Source organism: Silvimonas soli, from assembly GCF_030035605.1.
GTDB lineage: Bacteria > Pseudomonadota > Gammaproteobacteria > Burkholderiales > Chitinibacteraceae > Silvimonas > Silvimonas soli.
The window spans coordinates 795,718-813,340 of record NZ_CP106736.1 but is presented as its reverse complement, the minus strand read 5'-3'; the positions used below and the strand labels follow the sequence as shown (position 1 = coordinate 813,340).

11 protein-coding genes, 2 tRNA genes and 3 rRNA genes are annotated in these 17,623 nt (G+C 55.1%); 13 read left to right on the top strand and 3 right to left on the bottom strand.

Translation table 11 applies throughout. The features are described from left to right. Positions 1-41: 41 nt before the first annotated feature. The 3 genes from dnaX to N7220_RS03745 form a co-directional block, all read right to left on the bottom strand. Positions 42-1,961: a DNA polymerase III subunit gamma/tau gene (dnaX, locus tag N7220_RS03755; RefSeq protein ID WP_283150138.1), complete on the bottom strand. Its 1,920-nt coding sequence runs from the start codon at positions 1,959-1,961 to the stop codon at positions 42-44. A gap of 106 nt (positions 1,962-2,067) precedes the next feature. Then, the gene (gene argB, locus N7220_RS03750; RefSeq protein WP_283150137.1) at positions 2,068-3,000 is read right to left on the bottom strand and encodes an acetylglutamate kinase; all 933 of its coding nucleotides are present in this window, start codon (positions 2,998-3,000) and stop codon (positions 2,068-2,070) included. Between the two features lie 18 nt (positions 3,001-3,018). Further along, on the bottom strand, positions 3,019-3,474 hold the full coding sequence (locus tag N7220_RS03745; RefSeq protein WP_283150136.1) for a PTS sugar transporter subunit IIA: 456 nt from the start codon (positions 3,472-3,474) through the stop codon (positions 3,019-3,021). A gap of 323 nt (positions 3,475-3,797) precedes the next feature. Between N7220_RS03745 and N7220_RS03740 the strand changes: the two genes are divergently transcribed. From N7220_RS03740 to N7220_RS03680, 13 genes are all read left to right on the top strand, one after another. Next, a complete protein-coding gene (locus N7220_RS03740) occupies positions 3,798-3,989 on the top strand; it encodes an oxidoreductase-like domain-containing protein (protein ID WP_283150135.1) in 192 nt (63 codons plus the stop codon). A 163-nt stretch (positions 3,990-4,152) separates the two neighbouring features. After that, complete coding sequence (dacB, locus tag N7220_RS03735) at positions 4,153-5,616, top strand: D-alanyl-D-alanine carboxypeptidase/D-alanyl-D-alanine endopeptidase (RefSeq protein WP_283150134.1); 1,464 nt, start codon at positions 4,153-4,155, stop codon at positions 5,614-5,616. Between the two features lie 51 nt (positions 5,617-5,667). Beyond that, a complete protein-coding gene (gene guaA, locus N7220_RS03730; protein WP_283150133.1) occupies positions 5,668-7,224 on the top strand; it encodes a glutamine-hydrolyzing GMP synthase in 1,557 nt (518 codons plus the stop codon). 165 nt (positions 7,225-7,389) lie between these two features. Continuing rightward, positions 7,390-8,112, top strand: coding sequence for a 2'-5' RNA ligase family protein (locus N7220_RS03725; RefSeq protein WP_283150132.1), 723 nt, complete (start codon positions 7,390-7,392; stop codon positions 8,110-8,112). 552 nt (positions 8,113-8,664) lie between these two features. Continuing rightward, positions 8,665-10,199, top strand: a 16S ribosomal RNA gene (locus N7220_RS03720). A 95-nt stretch (positions 10,200-10,294) separates the two neighbouring features. Further along, a tRNA-Ile gene (locus N7220_RS03715) sits at positions 10,295-10,371 on the top strand. Between the two features lie 57 nt (positions 10,372-10,428). Beyond that, a tRNA-Ala gene (locus N7220_RS03710) sits at positions 10,429-10,504 on the top strand. Positions 10,505-10,544: 40 nt separating this feature from the next. Continuing rightward, positions 10,545-10,793 carry a hypothetical protein gene (locus tag N7220_RS03705; protein ID WP_283150131.1) on the top strand — a complete coding sequence of 83 codons (249 nt, stop codon included), beginning with the start codon at positions 10,545-10,547 and terminating at the stop codon, positions 10,791-10,793. Between the two features lie 46 nt (positions 10,794-10,839). After that, positions 10,840-13,730 (top strand): 23S ribosomal RNA (locus N7220_RS03700). Between the two features lie 214 nt (positions 13,731-13,944). Next, a 5S ribosomal RNA gene (rrf, locus tag N7220_RS03695) occupies positions 13,945-14,058 on the top strand. The 16S, 23S and 5S rRNA genes sit together here with 2 tRNA genes alongside, the layout of an rRNA operon. A gap of 306 nt (positions 14,059-14,364) precedes the next feature. Continuing rightward, positions 14,365-14,805: a tetratricopeptide repeat protein gene (locus N7220_RS03690; protein WP_283150130.1), complete on the top strand. Its 441-nt coding sequence runs from the start codon at positions 14,365-14,367 to the stop codon at positions 14,803-14,805. Between the two features lie 170 nt (positions 14,806-14,975). Continuing rightward, on the top strand, positions 14,976-16,484 hold the full coding sequence (locus N7220_RS03685; protein ID WP_283150129.1) for an AMP nucleosidase: 1,509 nt from the start codon (positions 14,976-14,978) through the stop codon (positions 16,482-16,484). A gap of 284 nt (positions 16,485-16,768) precedes the next feature. Beyond that, entirely contained in the window at positions 16,769-17,587 is an 819-nt protein-coding gene (locus N7220_RS03680) for a hypothetical protein (protein ID WP_283150128.1), read from the top strand. Positions 17,588-17,623 lie beyond the last annotated feature (36 nt).

Genomic DNA, 17,623 nt, shown 5'->3' with positions numbered 1-17,623 from the left:
GTTGATTGCTGTGATTTTAAATTCGGTACTACGCCAGTCGATCAGATCGGCTGGATTGATCCTGGCAGCACAATGGCGCCGAACTCCTGTACCATCGCCTGGACAAACGGGTCGCCCTGAATGGCCAGTTCGGCTTCTTCCTGGCGTTGCTCACGCGCACGCTGCATGATCGCAGCGGGGGTGTGTTCAATGGTGGCGTCGATCATCTGCGCGCTGACCTGAATCGGCACACCGAAATGCGTGCTCAATGCCTGGCGCAGCTTTTCCTGCAAATCCAGCGCGCGAGTAGCCAGCGCCTGGTTGGATCTGGAAATGCGCAACTGGAAATGCGCGTTGTTCCAGGAAACCAGCTCGGCTTGTTGGGCCAGCATACCTTCAGCGCCCATGCGCATATCGGTGACCAGTCCGTGCCAGTCACCATTGAAGTCGGCATAGTTGGCACCCTGGACTGATACTTCGGCGGGGCTGGCTGATTGTTCAGGCGGCAGTTCGTGCGCAACGGATTGCGCTGCTAGTTCTTGCGCAACATCTTCGTATTCTGGCTGGAAATGCTCGTGGGCCGGAATCGGTGCAGCGGACTCGGCTTCAGGCTCCCATGGCGCCGGATCGTAGTCGGGCTCTGCTGCCGGAGCAGTAGATGCTGTGCGCATCACTGGGGTGACCGTCTCAGCGACTGCAGCCACGGCCGATGTAGGGACAACTGCCGGTGCGGTGACCACCGCTGCCATGGCCGGTGCTGCTGGCGCAGCAACTGCGGGCGCCGGAGTGCTCACAGTTGCGGAAGCAGGGGCCGCCGCTGCCGGCGTTGGTGCGACAGGCGCGCGGGCCGGGATGGTGGCGGGAGCCGAACCCGTTGCCGGAGCAATCGAGCCAGACGATACCGGCGCAAACGCCAGCATGCGCATCAGCGTCATTGAGAAACCGGCGAATTCGTCCGGTGCCAGCGCCAGATCGCGGCGGCCGTGCAGTGCAATCTGATAATAAAGCTGGGTTTCTTCCGCCGGTAACGCCTGGGCCATCGCCAGGATATCGTCGCGCAATGGCAAATCATCGGCCAGCGCACCCGGTACAACTTGTGCCAGCGCGATCTGATGCAGCACATGCGCCAGTTCATGCAGTGCGGATTCGTACGACAAGCCACGTTGGGCTATCGACTCTGCGGCAGCCATCATGGCCGGGCCATCGTGGGCCACCAGCGCGCGCAAAATTTCAAACAAATAGCCTTGGTCCACTGCGCCCAGCATGGCGCGCACGCCTTCTTCGCGCACTTCGCCGGAGCCATAAGCAATGGCTTGATCCAGCAAACTCAGCGCATCACGCATCGAGCCATTGGCCGCGTGGCCGAGCAGACTCAGTGATGCTGGCTCAAACGGAATCTGTTCGGCTTGCAACACATTATTGAGGTGGCCAGAGACTTGCTGTGGCGTCATTTGGCGCAAGGAGAACTGCAAACAGCGTGACAACACGGTGATCGGCACTTTCTGCGGATCGGTGGTCGCCAGAATGAATTTGACGTGGCCGGGTGGTTCTTCCAGCGTCTTGAGCATGGCGTTGAAGGCACTTTTGGACAGCATGTGCACTTCATCGATGATGTAGACCTTGAAGCGACCGGCCGTGGGCGCGTACTGCGCGTTGTCCAGTACTTCACGGATATTGTCGATACCGGTGTTGGACGCCGCATCAATCTCTAACAGATCAACAAAACGCCCCGCATCAATCTGGGTACAGGCGGAACAGACACCACATGGCTCGGCGGTTACACCGGTTTCGCAATTAAGCGATTTGGCCATGATCCGGGCGATGGTGGTTTTACCCACGCCGCGCGTGCCGGTCAGCAACCATGCGTGATGCAGACGGCCGCTGGCAAAGGCATTGGACAGCGCCTTGATGACGTGTTCCTGGCCAACCAGTTGGGCAAAAGTGCGAGGGCGCCACTTACGGGCGAGTACTTGATAAGTCATGGCGCGATTCTAGCAGATCACCGTGCCACAAATGCGAACGCCGTATCTGGGCGGCCCGGTTTGGCCCGATCAAATGCAGGCGCAAACCGTGGCAGAGCAGATGGGCTTATTCGTCGTGAAAGTAGCGTTGGGTATCGGTCAAAAAGTGTGGTCCGCCATCCGGGCGGATCAGCGTACCGATGCCTTCGCTGGTCAGCAGTTCCAGCAACAGCGCGTTGGGAACGCGACCATCAATAATGTGAGCCGACTTCACGCCCATGCGTACCGCGTCGAGCGCTGAACTGATTTTCGGCAGCATACCGCCAGAAATCGTGCCATCGGCCGATAGCGCATCAACGTCCGACAACGTCAAACCAGCGATCAGTTTACCATTGCGATCCAGTACACCTGGCGTGTTGGTCATCAGGATCAGTTTTTCGGCATTCAAGGCCCGGGCCAGCGTTCCGGCCACCAGATCGGCGTTGATGTTATAAGCCTGGCCGTCTACACCCACGCCAATGGGCATGATCACCGGCACAAAATTGCGCGTCTGCAGCAGGCTGATGAGTTCCGGGTCGATTTTTTCGATTTCGCCCACAGCACCGATATCAACCGGTTCAGTCTCGCCTTCTTCCGGTGGCAGCATCATTTTGCGCGCCTGAATAAAATAGCCATCTTGCCCGTTCAGGCCGACGGCTTTACCACCGCTGCGGTTGATCAGCCCGACGATTTCCTGATTGAGCTTGCCAGTCGCCATTTCCACGGCTTCCAGCGTTTGCGCATCAGTCACCCGCATGCCCCGGCGAAACTCGCTTTTGACGCCCATTTTTTCCAGCAAGCCGCTAATTTGCGGTCCACCGCCATGCACGATCACCGGGCGCATGCCCACTAATTGCAGCAGGGCGATGTCGCGGGCGAAACCAGCTTTGAGCGCTTCATCGGTCATGGCGTTGCCGCCATATTTGATCACGAAGATTTTGGAGTGAAAGCTCTGGATGTAGGGCAGGGCTTCGGCCAGGATATTGGCTTTGTCGCCAGCGGCAAGCAATTGGCTGATCATGATGCGCAAGATTCCCGTTTATGCCGTTGCCGACGTGACAAACAATTGATGAACTTCTTCCGGCGTGCCACAGGTGCGCAGCTTGTTGCGAAAATCCTGGTCGCTGAATAACTGGGCGATGCCAGCCAGAATCTCCAGGTGAGCTTGCGTGGCGTGTTGCGGCACGATCAATGCCAGAATATTGGAAACCGGTTTGCCATCGGGCGCATCAAACGGCAGTGCGAGTTCGGTACGTACAAAAACTGCGATGGCGTCAGTCAGACCCTTGAGTCGGGCATGTGGCAACGCCATGCCAAGGCCCAGCGCGGTCGAGCCCAGCTTCTCGCGATCCTGCAGGCTTTTAACCACCAGATCCTTAGCCAATCCGTGCGTTTGCTCCAGTCGTCGCGCAATTTCTTCAAAGAGCCTGGTTTTGCTCGAAACATTCAAATCGAGCACGATGTCCTGGGGCTGCAATAGCTGCGAGATGTTCATGGGTGGTGACCGGGTCCTGTGGTATGAAATTCGTGTTTATATCGCCGTTTGCCGCGTTGCGGTGCTGCACATTAAACGCGGTTAGACGAGTTGGTCGGATTATACGAAAAACCGTTCCGCTTCATGCCGTTTTTCCTGCCATTTTTATATCGTTTTTACGTGTTGTAACAGGATAGATGCCTCACGTTTATCTGCCTGACGCAAGCAGATGCGCCCGCATTGTGCAGATGGACCATCGCAAACCGGTCTGGTTCTTTGCAAATCAGGGTTGCAAGAGCATTCGCAGACGAGATAATGGGCGTATCTATCGATACGAGAACATCATGACTGAAGCGCATCTTGACCCGGCAGACCCACCACCGCAGCCGCCTTATGAGCCCGCGCTGGAAGAGTGTTGTGGCAATGGCTGCGAGCCCTGTATTTTTGATACGTATGCGCAAGCGCTACAAAACTATCGGGCAGAACTCAAAGCCTGGCAAAGCCGCCACCCGGGCATTGACGTACCGTCGCGCTAAATCAGATTGCGCCTGATCCGGCAGGTTGATTGTTTCTGGCGCACTTTTCATTTCGGCAAGGCGCATTTTGGCCATTACGGACGGCTGGCAGCGCCGCAAGTAGCCGGGCACAATGCAGCAACGCCTTTTGCTGCCATTGACTGGTTCTTTCCGGATTCGCCCGATGCCTCGTTTTAGTTCGCTGTTCCCGCTGATCGCCCCTGCGCTCTGTTCACTGGTGCTGACCGCCGCGCCATTACACGCCGCGCCACTGCCTGCCCCGGTCGCCAATGCATTGGCATCGGCCAAATTGCCTGCGTCCGCATTGTCGCTGGCAGTGGTGCCGCTGGATCGCGGGCCCGGCCAATACTGGAATGCGGATGTGCCGGCCAATCCGGCATCCACCATGAAGCTGATCACCACTTTCGCCGCACTGGATATGCTCGGTCCGGCGTTCTCGTGGAATACGCAGGTTTATGTTGATGGACCGGTCAATAACGGCGTCTTGCAGGGCAACATATATATAAAGGGATCGGGCGACCCCAAATTGACGCTCGAACGTATGTGGATGCTACTGCGCGATGTACGTGCCAGCGGCATCAAACGCATCAATGGCGACATCGTGCTGGACCGCAGCTATTTGCAGATTCCCGCCAAAACCAGCTTTGCCGATGATGGCAATGATCCCGCGCGCGCGTATCTGGTCGGGCCCGATAGCTTGCTGGTCAATTTTCATGCGTTCCGGTTTCATGTGGCCACTGACGCTAGTTCGGCCAATCTGGTTCTTGATCCGCCTCTGCCAGAGGTGACTCTTGAAAACGGCATCAAGCTTTCCGCCAATGCACCATGCGTGGGTAGTGGCCTGGGTTTTCAGGCGAGCGGCGCGGGTAACGCCGTTCGAGTGCGCGTCACCGGCGCATTACCGCCCGATTGCTCGGTAGATAAATATCAGTCTTATCTGGATGCCGCGACCTACACCGGCAGCCTTGCGCGTTATCTATGGAAAGAAACCGGTGGCGAGATCAGCGGCAACACACGCTTGGGCCAAGTACCTGCACAAGCAACACGCGTGGCGCAGTCGCAATCCGCCGATCTGGCGACCAACATTCGCGACATTAATAAATACAGCAACAATCTGATGGCGCGGCAGTTGTTCCTCACGCTGGGCGCGCAGTTCCGCCAGCCGGGTGACGGTGATGATATCCAGTCGGCCAGCCGCACCATCCATGACTGGCTCACTCGCCACAATGCCGACTGGCAAGAGCTGACGCTGGAAAACGGCTCGGGCTTGTCGCGCGAAGAACAAATCTCTGCTCGTCACATGGCGCAACTGCTGCAGTGGGCTTGGCAAAGTCCGTACGCGCCGGAATTTATTTCATCGCTGCCCATTGCCGCAGTCGACGGCACCATGAAGAAACGCCTGAAAGAAAGTGGCGTCGCTGGAGAGGCCCACATCAAAACCGGTACGCTCAAAGATGTGCGCGCAGCGGCTGGTTTTGTGCGTGATGCTGATGGCCACATGTTTGCCGTGGTGGCGATCCTGAACCACCCGCAAGCCGACCGCGGATTGGGTGTGCTTGATAGCGTATTGGCGTGGGTACAATCCGCCGGGCCGGGGATACTCGCAGCAAATGCCGTAACACGCTAAAATAGCGCGCTTTTCCAGCCTGCGTACCTGCAGGACAACCAAAGGCGCGTCATGGACAAGATCCTGATTCTCGATTTCGGCTCCCAAGTCTCCCAGCTGATTGCACGCCGCGTGCGCGAAGCGCATGTCTACTGTGAGCTGCACTCGTTCGATGTTTCCATCGATTTCATCCGCGAGTTCCAGCCCACCGGCATCATCCTCTCCGGCGGTCCTAACTCGGTTTACGAAAGCGATTATCAAGCTGATGCTGGTCTCTTGGCCTTAGGCGTACCGGTCTTCGGTATTTGCTATGGCATGCAGTGGATGGCGCAGACGTTGGGTGGCAAGGTCGATGGTGGCCATGCCCGCGAATTCGGTTACGCCGAAATCCGCGCCCGCGGTCACAGCAAGTTGTTCCGTGATCTGCAAGATCGCCAGAACGACCAAGGGCACGGCCTGCTGGATGTCTGGATGAGCCACGGCGACAAAGTCACCGCACTGCCAGAAGGCTTCAGCATGATCGCTGAAACCCCATCTTGCCCGTTCGCCGCCATGGCTGACGAGACCAAGGGTTTGTACGGCGTGCAGTTCCACCCCGAAGTCACCCACACCCTCAAGGGCCGCGACATCATCAACCGGTTCGTGCTGGAAATCTGTGGTGCCAAGCCATCGTGGACCATGCCTAACTATGTCGAAACCGCCGTCGCGAAGATTCGTGAGCAGGTGGGTGATGAGGAAGTCATCCTCGGTTTGTCTGGCGGCGTCGATTCATCCGTGGCTGCTGCGCTGATTCATCGCGCCATTGGCGACAAACTTACCTGCGTATTTGTGGATAACGGCTTGCTGCGCCTGAACGAAGGCGAGCAAGTCATGAACATCTTCAACAAGCATCTGGGTGTGAAGGTTATCCATGTAAACGCCACCGCGCAGTTCATGGGTCATCTGGCTGGCGTGAGTGATCCCGAAGCCAAGCGCAAGATCATCGGTCGTGAGTTCGTTGAAGTCTTCCAGGTTGAAGCCGCCAAGCTGCCCAACGCTAAATGGCTGGCCCAAGGCACCATCTACCCGGACGTCATTGAATCCGCCGGTGCCAAGACCAAGAAAGCTCACACCATCAAGAGCCACCACAATGTGGGCGGCCTGCCAGATACGCTGAACCTCAAGTTGCTTGAACCACTGCGCGAACTGTTCAAGGACGAAGTCCGCGAACTGGGCGTAGCACTGGGCCTGCCGCATGAGATGGTCTACCGTCACCCATTCCCAGGCCCAGGCCTTGGCGTACGTGTACTCGGTGAAGTCAAACAAGAGTTCTGCGACCTGCTGCGCCGTGCGGATGCCATCTTTATTGATGAACTGCGCGCTGCCGACTGGTACGACAAAACCTCGCAAGCCTTTGCCGTATTCCTGCCGGTGAAATCCGTCGGTGTAATGGGCGATGGCCGCACCTATGAATATGTAGTGGCGCTGCGTGCCGTTCAGACCAGCGATTTCATGACCGCCAAGTGGGCGGAACTGCCGTACGACTTGCTGGGCAAAGTCTCCAACCGCATCATCAATGAAGTTCGCGGTATCAATCGTGTGGTTTACGACGTGTCTGGCAAACCACCGGCAACGATTGAGTGGGAATGATCAACAATCGACATCTGATATGTATATATACATAGGTGTCAGGCCCAAACAAAACCCCCGGCGTTCGTCCGGGGTTTTTGTTTTTTGAGAATCCGCAGCCGCACCATGTAGCAAGTACTGCCCTGGCTTGCAGGGAATTGCTTGGGACGAATTGGAGGAATAGGCGTGGCAGGAGACTTCAAGAATCGTGTGTCATCCTTGGATTGGCAGGTTGCGGCGCTGAATCAGCAAATGACGTTGCCAGGTATTGAACAACCGGAGTTACGTGACCTGCTCGGTGCATTCAAGGCGAAAACTCAAGCGCGAAAGAAAACTGGTAGTGATTCAAGTGCTCGCGAATATCTATTTATTGCCATTCGCCCGCCAGCTTCGATATTTCCAGTTATCGAGCATCACGCCAGGTGCATTCAATCGTCACAGGGTGTGGCCGGATATATCCTCCCGCGCTGGCGATTTCACGTGACTGTGTTTGAGTTGGGTTATTACGACACCATTCCCCCTCAGCTTATAGAAGAGATCGGGCGAGCAATGATGCATGTGCAGGTAAGGGAATTTCCGGTCATGTTTGATCGAGTCATGAGATTTGATGGCGGCATTTCAGCTCCGTCGAGGCGCGCTGTGGTCCTTTGCTCGGATATGGTTCAGCAGGGGTTGTCGCTTCTTGGTGATCGTATGGTTGGTGCACTAAGCGTTACAGAGCTGGAGGTGGGGCAAAAAAACCTTGTGCGGAATCCACATATGACGCTGTTCTATACGGAGCAGCTTATGTGTGAGCAAGCGGTGCAACCAGTCGAATGGACCGTAAGAAATTTTGCCTTGATACAAAGTCACCGAGGTCAGCATAAACCTTATACGGTACTGGGCGAATGGACTTTGCTAGGAGAGTGAATGGATGATCCATCTGCTTTAATAAGATTTCTCTTTTGATCAGTCGGTTCTGAAGAGGCTGATGTTCGCTTGCCCCATATGAGGTCCACGCATCAAAAAGCCGCTCGCCAGAGCGGCTTTTGCTTTGGTGCTGCTGTTTTGGGGTGTTTTAAGGTGCAGGAAGAGGTGCTGAAGCAGGGGAGAAGGCAGTGTTCTGCGGGGTAGGGCGGGGGGTCTGTCACGGGACTGCAATGATCGCTGAAAGAAATATTCTTACGGATCAGGGGTTTGTGCAGGCGGGGCAAAGAATGTTGCCCGAAGGTGTTGACGGGTTCCGGTCTGGTCCGTATAGTTCGGTTTCTCCGCTGCAGACACAACAGCGAAACGGCGAAAACGAAGAGTTTAGCAGGGTTTCCGGGTCTGGTGGCAAACGATCTTTAACAAATTACAGCCGATGAGTGTGAGTGCTTGGGAAGGACAAAACAAGTACTCGCACTTAGATGAGAATATTTGCAAAGTTTTACTTTGTAATTTCGAGTTTTAAGCGAGTGCGAAATTTAAGTAACAGAGATTGAACTCAAGAGTTTGATCCTGGCTCAGATTGAACGCTGGCGGCATGCTTTACACATGCAAGTCGAACGGACTTGTGGGGCTTGCTCCACAAGTTAGTGGCGAACGGGTGAGTAATGCATCGGAACGTACCGTGTGATGGGGGATAACTAACCGAAAGGTTGGCTAATACCGCATACGCCCTGAGGGGGAAAGAGGGGGATCGCAAGACCTCTTGTCATACGAGCGGCCGATGTCGGATTAGCTAGTTGGTGAGGTAAAGGCTCACCAAGGCAACGATCCGTAGCGGGTCTGAGAGGACGACCCGCCACACTGGGACTGAGACACGGCCCAGACTCCTACGGGAGGCAGCAGTGGGGAATCTTGGACAATGGGCGCAAGCCTGATCCAGCAATGCCGCGTGGGTGAAGAAGGCCTTCGGGTTGTAAAGCCCTTTTGTCAGGGAGCAAATCCTTGGACTTAATACGTCCCGGGGATGAGAGTACCTGAAGAATAAGGACCGGCTAACTACGTGCCAGCAGCCGCGGTAATACGTAGGGTCCAAGCGTTAATCGGAATTACTGGGCGTAAAGCGTGCGCAGGTGGCTTGTTAAGATCGATGTGAAATCCCCGGGCTCAACCTGGGAACTGCATTGATGACTGGCTCGCTAGAGTACGGCAGAGGGGGGTGGAATTCCACGTGTAGCAGTGAAATGCGTAGAGATGTGGAGGAACACCGATGGCGAAGGCAACCCCCTGGGCTGATACTGACACTCATGCACGAAAGCGTGGGGAGCAAACAGGATTAGATACCCTGGTAGTCCACGCCCTAAACGATGTCTACTAGTTGTCGGGGTTTTCGGACCTTGGTAACGCAGCTAACGCGTGAAGTAGACCGCCTGGGGAGTACGGTCGCAAGATTAAAACTCAAAGGAATTGACGGGGGCCCGCACAAGCGGTGGATGATGTGGATTAATTCGATGCAACGCGAAAAACCTTACCTGGTCTTGACATGTCTAGAATCCCGAAGAGATTTGGGAGTGCCGCAAGGAGCTAGAACACAGGTGCTGCATGGCTGTCGTCAGCTCGTGTCGTGAGATGTTGGGTTAAGTCCCGCAACGAGCGCAACCCTTGCCATTAGTTGCCAGCATTCAGTTGGGCACTTTAATGGGACTGCCGGTGACAAACCGGAGGAAGGTGGGGATGACGTCAAGTCCTCATGGCCCTTATGACCAGGGCTTCACACGTCATACAATGGTCGGTACAGAGGGTCGCCAACCCGCGAGGGGGAGCCAATCCTGCAAAACCGATCGTAGTCCGGATTGCACTCTGCAACTCGAGTGCATGAAGTCGGAATCGCTAGTAATCGCGGATCAGCATGTCGCGGTGAATACGTTCCCGGGCCTTGTACACACCGCCCGTCACACCATGGGAGTGGGTTTTACCAGAAGTGGCCAGGCTAACCTTCGGGGGGGCCGGTCACCACGGTAGGATTCATGACTGGGGTGAAGTCGTAACAAGGTAGCCGTAGGGGAACCTGCGGCTGGATCACCTCCTTTCAAGAGAATGGTCTGGACCAAGTACTCACACTCATCGGCTGTAGGTTGAAGATACGGAAAGCGGCGTCTGCGAAGACGCCGTAATTTGTGGAGCTGGGTCAGTAGCTCAGTTGGTTAGAGCACCGTCTTGATAAGGCGGGGGTCGCTGGTTCGATTCCAGCTTGACCCACCATTTGCGGTCGCGTTGTAAGTGGAAAGGCTCTGGCAAGGAAAGACAGATTGAACGATTGGGGGTTTAGCTCAGCTGGGAGAGCACCTGCTTTGCAAGCAGGGGGTCGTCGGTTCGATCCCGTCAACCTCCACCATCACCTGGCGGTGAGGCAACATGAAACCCGAGGGGGGGTCATGGCGCCGGAACCCGTCGGCTGGCACCACAAATACCGAGCACTCAGAAACAAGTGTTTTTGCCAGAAGGGCGGCAAGAGAATATTTGTTCCTGATTGCTTCAATCAGGCAGCTTTTAGAGCTGCCCGCCGCAAGGCGCGTATCTTGATCTTTAACAAACTGGAAGAAGCAAGACTCAAATTTAGTAGTAATAAATTGGGTTTGATTGTATCGAGTGAATCGAGACTGTTTTATATGGTTTCGATGTAACGTCGCAAACACGATTTTGTAACCTGAGACAAGTCTGAGGTTATAGGATCAAGCGAATAAGTGCATCTGGTGGATGCCTTGGCGATCACAGGCGATGAAGGACGCGGTAGCCTGCGAAAAGCTACGGGGAGCTGGCAAACGAGCTTTGATCCGTAGATGTCCGAATGGGGAAACCCGGCCCTTTTGGGTCATCCATGACTGAATACATAGGTCATGAGAAGCGAACGCAGCGAACTGAAACATCTAAGTAGCTGCAGGAAAAGAAATCAACCGAGATTCCGGAAGTAGTGGCGAGCGAAACCGGAAGAGCCTGCATGTGATAGCAGTACTCTTAGTGGAACGGCATGGAAAGGCCGGCGACAGTGGGTGATAGCCCCGTACACGAAAAGAGAATTGTGGTACTGAGCATGCGACAAGTAAGGCGGGACACGAGAAATCCTGTCCGAAGACGGGGGGACCATCCTCCAAGGCTAAATACTCGTGATCGACCGATAGTGAACCAGTACCGTGAGGGAAAGGCGAAAAGAACCCCGGGAGGGGAGTGAAATAGAACCTGAAACCGGATGCATACAAACAGTGGGAGCCTCTGAAAATGGGGTGACTGCGTACCTTTTGTATAATGGGTCAGCGACTTACGTTCAGTAGCAAGCTTAACCGCATAGGGGAGGCGCAGGGAAACCGAGTCCGAACAGGGCGCACAGTTGCTGGGCGTAGACCCGAAACCAGGTGATCTATCCATGGCCAGGATGAAGGTGCGGTAACACGCACTGGAGGTCCGAACCCACTGATGTTGCAAAATCAGGGGATGAGCTGTGGATAGGGGTGAAAGGCTAAACAAACCTGGAAATAGCTGGTTCTCCCCGAAAACTATTTAGGTAGTGCCTCAGGTATTACTGACGGGGGTAAAGCACTGTTATGGCTAGGGGGTCATCGCGACTTACCAAACCATGGCAAACTCTGAATACCGTCAAGTATCAGCCTGGGAGACAGACAGCGGGTGCTAACGTCCGTTGTCAAGAGGGAAACAACCCAGACCGCCGTCTAAGGTCCCAAATGACATGTTAAGTGGAAAACGAGGTGGGAAGGCACAGACAGCCAGGATGTTGGCTTAGAAGCAGCCATCATTTAAAGAAAGCGTAATAGCTCACTGGTCGAGTCGTCCTGCGCGGAAGATGTAACGGGGCTCAAACATGTAACCGAAGACGCGGATGTGCAATTTATTGCACGTGGTAGGGGAGCGTTCCGTAGGCCTGTGAAGGTGCATTGTAAAGTGTGCTGGAGGTATCGGAAGTGCGAATGCTGACATGAGTAGCGTTAAAACGGGTGAAAAGCCCGTTCGCCGTAAGCCCAAGGTTTCCTGCGCAACGTTCATCGGCGCAGGGTGAGTCGGCCCCTAAGGCGAGGCTGAAAAGCGTAGTCGATGGGAAACAGGTTAATATTCCTGTACTTTGTATTGGTGCGATGTGGGGACGGAGAAGGGTAGGTCAGCCGGGTGTTGGATGTCCCGGTTCAAGCGTGTAGGTGTGGGGATTAGGCAAATCCGGTCCCCTTTAACACTGAGGCGTGATAACGAGGTCTTCGGACCGAAGTGATTGATCCCATGCTTCCAGGAAAAGCCACTAAGCTTCAGCCAATACGGAACCGTACCGCAAACCGACACTGGTGGGCAGGATGAGAATTCCAAGGCGCTTGAGAGAACTCAGGAGAAGGAACTCGGCAAATTGACACCGTAACTTCGGGAGAAGGTGTGCCTCTGTAGCGTGAAGCGACTTGCTCGTGGAGCGTGAAGAGGTTGCAGTGAAAAGGTGGCTGCGACTGTTTATCAAAAACACAGCACTCTGCCAAGACGAAAGTCGACGTATAGGGTGTGACGCCTGCCCGGTGCTGGAAGGTTAAGTGATGGGGTGCAAGCTCTTGATCGAAGCCCCAGTAAACGGCGGCCGTAACTATAACGGTCCTAAGGTAGCGAAATTCCTTGTCGGGTAAGTTCCGACCCGCACGAATGGCGTAACGATGGCCACACTGTCTCCTCCTGAGACTCAGCGAAGTTGAAGTGTTTGTGAAGATGCAATCTCCCCGCTGCTAGACGGAAAGACCCCGTGAACCTTTACTGTAGCTTTACATTGGACTTTGAAGTGGTTTGTGTAGGATAGGTGGGAGGCTATGAAGCATGGACGCTAGTTCGTGTGGAGCCAACCTTGAAATACCACCCTGACCCCTTTGAGGTTCTAACCTTGGTCCGTTATCCGGATCGGGGACCGTGTATGGTAGGCAGTTTGACTGGGGCGGTCTCCTCCCAAAGTGTAACGGAGGAGCTCGAAGGTCACCTAGGTACGGTCGGACATCGTACTGATAGTGTAATGGCACAAGGTGGCTTGACTGCGAGACTGACAAGTCGAGCAGGTGCGAAAGCAGGACATAGTGATCCGGTGGTTCTGAATGGAAGGGCCATCGCTCAACGGATAAAAGGTACTCCGGGGATAACAGGCTGATTCCGCCCAAGAGTTCACATCGACGGCGGAGTTTGGCACCTCGATGTCGGCTCATCACATCCTGGGGCTGTAGCCGGTCCCAAGGGTATGGCTGTTCGCCATTTAAAGTGGTACGTGAGCTGGGTTCAAAACGTCGTGAGACAGTTTGGTCCCTATCTGCAGTGGGCGCTGGAAATTTGAGGGGGGCTGCTCCTAGTACGAGAGGACCGGAGTGGACGCATCTCTGGTGTACCGGTTATCACGCCAGTGGTATCGCCGGGTAGCTAAATGCGGAAGAGATAAGCGCTGAAAGCATCTAAGCGCGAAACTTGCCCCGAGATGAGATTTCCCTGGGAACTTGATTCCCCTGAAGGGTCGTTGGAGACCACAACGTTGATAGGTCAGGTGTGGAAGCGCAGTAATGCGTTAAGCTAACTGATACTAATTGCCCGTGAGGCTTGATCCTATAACCTGAGCGTTGTTTCGGGTTGTGTTGGTGACGAGCTCGAACAGAAGTACGAAAGTACGAATCAACCCCAAGTAATACGATACGAACGAATTGAGTCGGTGGTGGGTCAGGGTGAAAACCGGACCGGCCACGCTAAACAGCAGGCTTTGCCTGCAGCTTCTTCCAGAATCAGAGCAGCGACGAATAACAGTCGTGACTCTAACCAGTTACGTCTGGCGACCATAGCGAGTTGGCCCCACGCCTTCCCATCCCGAACAGGACCGTGAAACGACTTAGCGCCGATGATAGTGCGGATTACCCGTGTGAAAGTAGGTCATTGCCAGACACCCCTTTGAACGCCCGGACAGGAACCTGTACCGGGCGTTTTGCTTTGCACCGTGCGCAAGGCGCGCAAGGCAAAAGGCAGTACGCAAGGACAAAGCCCCGCAGCGATGAACTGCGGGGCTTTTTATGGACTGTCTTCATCCCCATTTCCGGCAGATTCAATCAGCAACCGGTCGTCAGTCAACGCCACAGAGCGTCGCGCTTGGCATATATCTAAAAATAGATGCAAACATGCGGTCAGTGCGCTTCAACGCATCATTCTGGAGTGCTACGTCAGGCCGAAAACAGAAGCGGGAAGGTGATGCGGATGACCACAACACAAGATACCCAAGCCGAACTTTTCAACTCAGCAGTCAATCTGTTGACCAGTGGCAATCCTGTTGAGGCTGAATCAGCCATTGCCAGCTTTCGCAATCTCTCCGACCAAGGCCACGCCCGGGCCAGTTTCAATGTGGCGGTGGCCTATCTAAAAGGGTACGGAGTCGAGCGAGACCCGGCGCAGGCGGCTCATTTTATGCTGCAGGCAGCACGTCAGGGTTACACGCGTTCTTATGAACCGCTGGCCTACATGATTGCCAGTGGGGAGTTGCCCGAAAGCCATGTATTGATCCCGGAAGGAAGGCGCTTTCTCGCGCACGTGTGGCATTTTCGGGCTCGTTGCCGTCGTCCGCATTCTCCCCGTCTTATGAAGCATTCTTTGCCCAGTTCCCCGATCTATCTCGCCCTCGGCCCTGTTGGCTATCGCTGATTTGCAAATTAGCCGGCGACTCCTTCGCCGCCATATTCTCGTTTGTCATGACTGATGAGTTAGACTGGTTACGCTTTGGTTGATATACGCTATCAGCCAGCTGATACGGCCAGTCTTTGGCCCATGTTTCTCAGTCGTATCGTCGACGCAAGCATACTGGATGCGCCAACATGAATAATCGATCCCTGCCTTATCTCCCCAAATTTATCGCACCAACGCGCTACACCGATGCGGTTACCGCATTGGCCCAAGCCAGGTTGATTTACGAGAACAGTGTTAACCATCTGCGTGATGCGATGCAGCGCTTTGTGGGCGGTGAAACCTTGCCTGGGCATGTGCGTGCCTGCTACCCGTTTGTGCGAATCCAGACTGACACGGTCAGTCGCTCCAATACGGCGGATAGTGCGCATTTGAGTTTTGGTTTTGTCGCTGGGCCTGGTCACTTCGAGACAACACTGACCCGCCCCGATTTGTATGATGAATACTATCTGGAGCAATTTAATTTGCTCCTGCGTAACCACGATTGCGAGCTGGAGATCGGGACCAGTTCCCAACCGATTCCGGTGCATTTCTCATTTGCTGAACACGATTACATCGAGGGCACACTCAGCCCGGAACGCCGCCAGCTGATGCGTGATGTATTCGATTTGCCTGATTTGTCGGCCATGGATGACGGCATCGCCAACGGCACCTACGAGCCCAAACCTGGCGAACCACAACCGCTGTCGTTGTTTACCGCGCCACGCATTGATTATTCATTGCATCGCTTGCGCCATTACACCGGAACGGTGCCGGAGCATTTTCAGAATTTCGTGCTGTTCACTAATTATCAGTTCTATATCGACGAATTTGTGCGATTAGGGCTGGAGAGCATGAGCGACCCGAACAGCGAATACATCGCTTTTGTCGAGCCGGGCAACGTCATTACCCGCCGCGTCGGGCTGGATCCGCAAGACATCGACGCCTTGGGCAAGGCGCCGCCGCGCTTGCCGCAAATGCCGGCTTATCATCTGATTCGGGCAGATCGCAGCGGCATCAGCATGGTCAACATCGGCGTAGGCCCGGCTAATGCCAAAACCATTACCGACCATATCGCCGTGTTGCGCCCGCATGCCTGGATCATGTTGGGCCACTGCGCGGGCTTGCGAAATTCGCAGCAGTTGGGTGATTACGTGCTGGCTCATGGCTACGTGCGTGAGGATCACGTCCTGGATGAAGACCTGCCATTATGGGTGCCTATCCCGGCACTGGCAGAGATCCAACTCGCGCTCGAAGCTGCGGTGTCGGACGTTACACGCCTGAAAGGCCCGGAGCTGAAGCACATCATGCGTACCGGCACGGTGGCGAGTACCGACAACCGTAATTGGGAGTTATTGCCGGACAATCGTCCGCAGCGTCGTTTCAGCCAAAGCCGCGCCGTCGCGCTGGATATGGAAAGCGCCACCATCGCCGCCAATGGTTTCCGTTTTCGGGTGCCTTATGGCACTTTGCTGTGCGTGAGTGACAAGCCGCTGCATGGCGAGATCAAATTGCCGGGCATGGCGAATCATTTCTATCGGGAACGGGTTGATCAGCATCTGCGCATTGGCATGCGTGCGATGGAGCTATTGCGCGAGCAAGGTGTTGATCAATTGCACAGTCGCAAATTGCGCAGTTTTGCCGAAGTAGCCTTTCAGTAACGGTTTGAATTTATCGGAAGCGGGCGGTCTGGCTGCACGAAGCCTGGCCGCCCGCTGGTCGATTCAAGCGAACGTTAGTGGGCAAAAACCATCAAGCTTTAACATCAGTTGCCGACATCCTGTAATGGGCTACTAGCAGGTAAAAGACATCTCGGGCTCGTAGATTGGCTTGCGGAAGGCCAATTGGCACCGGGCATTGTCAAACCATTCAATGAATTCCAGATGCGGCTGCGTTTTTCAGCAGCCCGGATCGTGGAACGCAACCGTATAAGGAGATCGGTACTATGGCGATCAGCGCAACCAGCCTGAGCAATCAGGCGCTCCTGGAAATCAACAGCAAGAGTACAACCACGGTAACGACGCTTAATCAGCAAACTGACGATTCGTCGGTCAGTGCCGCGCAGGAAACCGTGTCCATTTCATCGAGCGAAACCTCGGTGCTGACGTATGGCGACCCGCGCAAAGCCCAGTCCGCTACGACGAACGATAGCGGTACCGACACCACCAGCGCGGACGGCGCTACGGATTCCACCAGCAGCAGTTCTGGCTCGGCCAGCGGCACGGTGGATCTGGCGTCGATGATTGATGCATCTAACCAGAAGGTGCAGCAGTTCATCGATATGCTGGGCAATATGCTCAAGCAGCAAGGGCTGACTTGGTCCAAAGTGGTAAGCGGCGAACAAACGCTGACTGCCGACCCTAAAACGGTAGCGGCAGCCAAGCAGGCGATTTCGCCCGATGGCGAATTTGGTATCAAGAATACGGCCGAGCGGATACTCAATTTTGCCAAGGCGGCGGCAGGCAACGACCCGAGCAAGCTAAGCCAGTTACGCGACGCAATTCAGAGCGGCTTTGACAGTGCGGCGCAATTCTTTGGTGGCAAGCTGCCCGCTATCAGCAACCAGACTCATGATGTGATCATGAATGAACTGGATAAGTGGGTAAAAGACGGCATTCCTTCTGGCGACGTGAGCTTGTCGCAAGATGATATTGATGCGGTGACCAACCCGCCGAATGATGGCAGCGGTGCGTCTACCAGTGGGTCGGCCAGCGCCGACTCAACTATAACCACGTCAACCCCGACCATTTCCACTAAAGCTTGACCGAGTGCTGCGCTTGACTGGGTTGACGAAAAACGG

Excerpts from the sequence above, each read along its gene's own strand:
- N7220_RS03705 (WP_283150131.1), top strand. The coding sequence starts at position 10,545 with ATGGCGCCGGAACCCGTCGGCTGGCACCACAAATACCGAGCACTCAGA.
- guaA (WP_283150133.1), top strand. The coding sequence starts at position 5,668 with ATGGACAAGATCCTGATTCTCGATTTCGGCTCCCAAGTCTCCCAGCTG.
- N7220_RS03685 (WP_283150129.1), top strand. The coding sequence starts at position 14,976 with ATGAATAATCGATCCCTGCCTTATCTCCCCAAATTTATCGCACCAACG.
- dacB (WP_283150134.1), top strand. The coding sequence starts at position 4,153 with ATGCCTCGTTTTAGTTCGCTGTTCCCGCTGATCGCCCCTGCGCTCTGT.
- N7220_RS03745 (WP_283150136.1), bottom strand. The coding sequence starts at position 3,474 with ATGAACATCTCGCAGCTATTGCAGCCCCAGGACATCGTGCTCGATTTG.
- argB (WP_283150137.1), bottom strand. The coding sequence starts at position 3,000 with ATGATCAGCCAATTGCTTGCCGCTGGCGACAAAGCCAATATCCTGGCC.
- N7220_RS03680 (WP_283150128.1), top strand. The coding sequence starts at position 16,769 with ATGGCGATCAGCGCAACCAGCCTGAGCAATCAGGCGCTCCTGGAAATC.
- N7220_RS03740 (WP_283150135.1), top strand. The coding sequence starts at position 3,798 with ATGACTGAAGCGCATCTTGACCCGGCAGACCCACCACCGCAGCCGCCT.
- dnaX (WP_283150138.1), bottom strand. The coding sequence starts at position 1,961 with ATGACTTATCAAGTACTCGCCCGTAAGTGGCGCCCTCGCACTTTTGCC.
- N7220_RS03690 (WP_283150130.1), top strand. The coding sequence starts at position 14,365 with ATGACCACAACACAAGATACCCAAGCCGAACTTTTCAACTCAGCAGTC.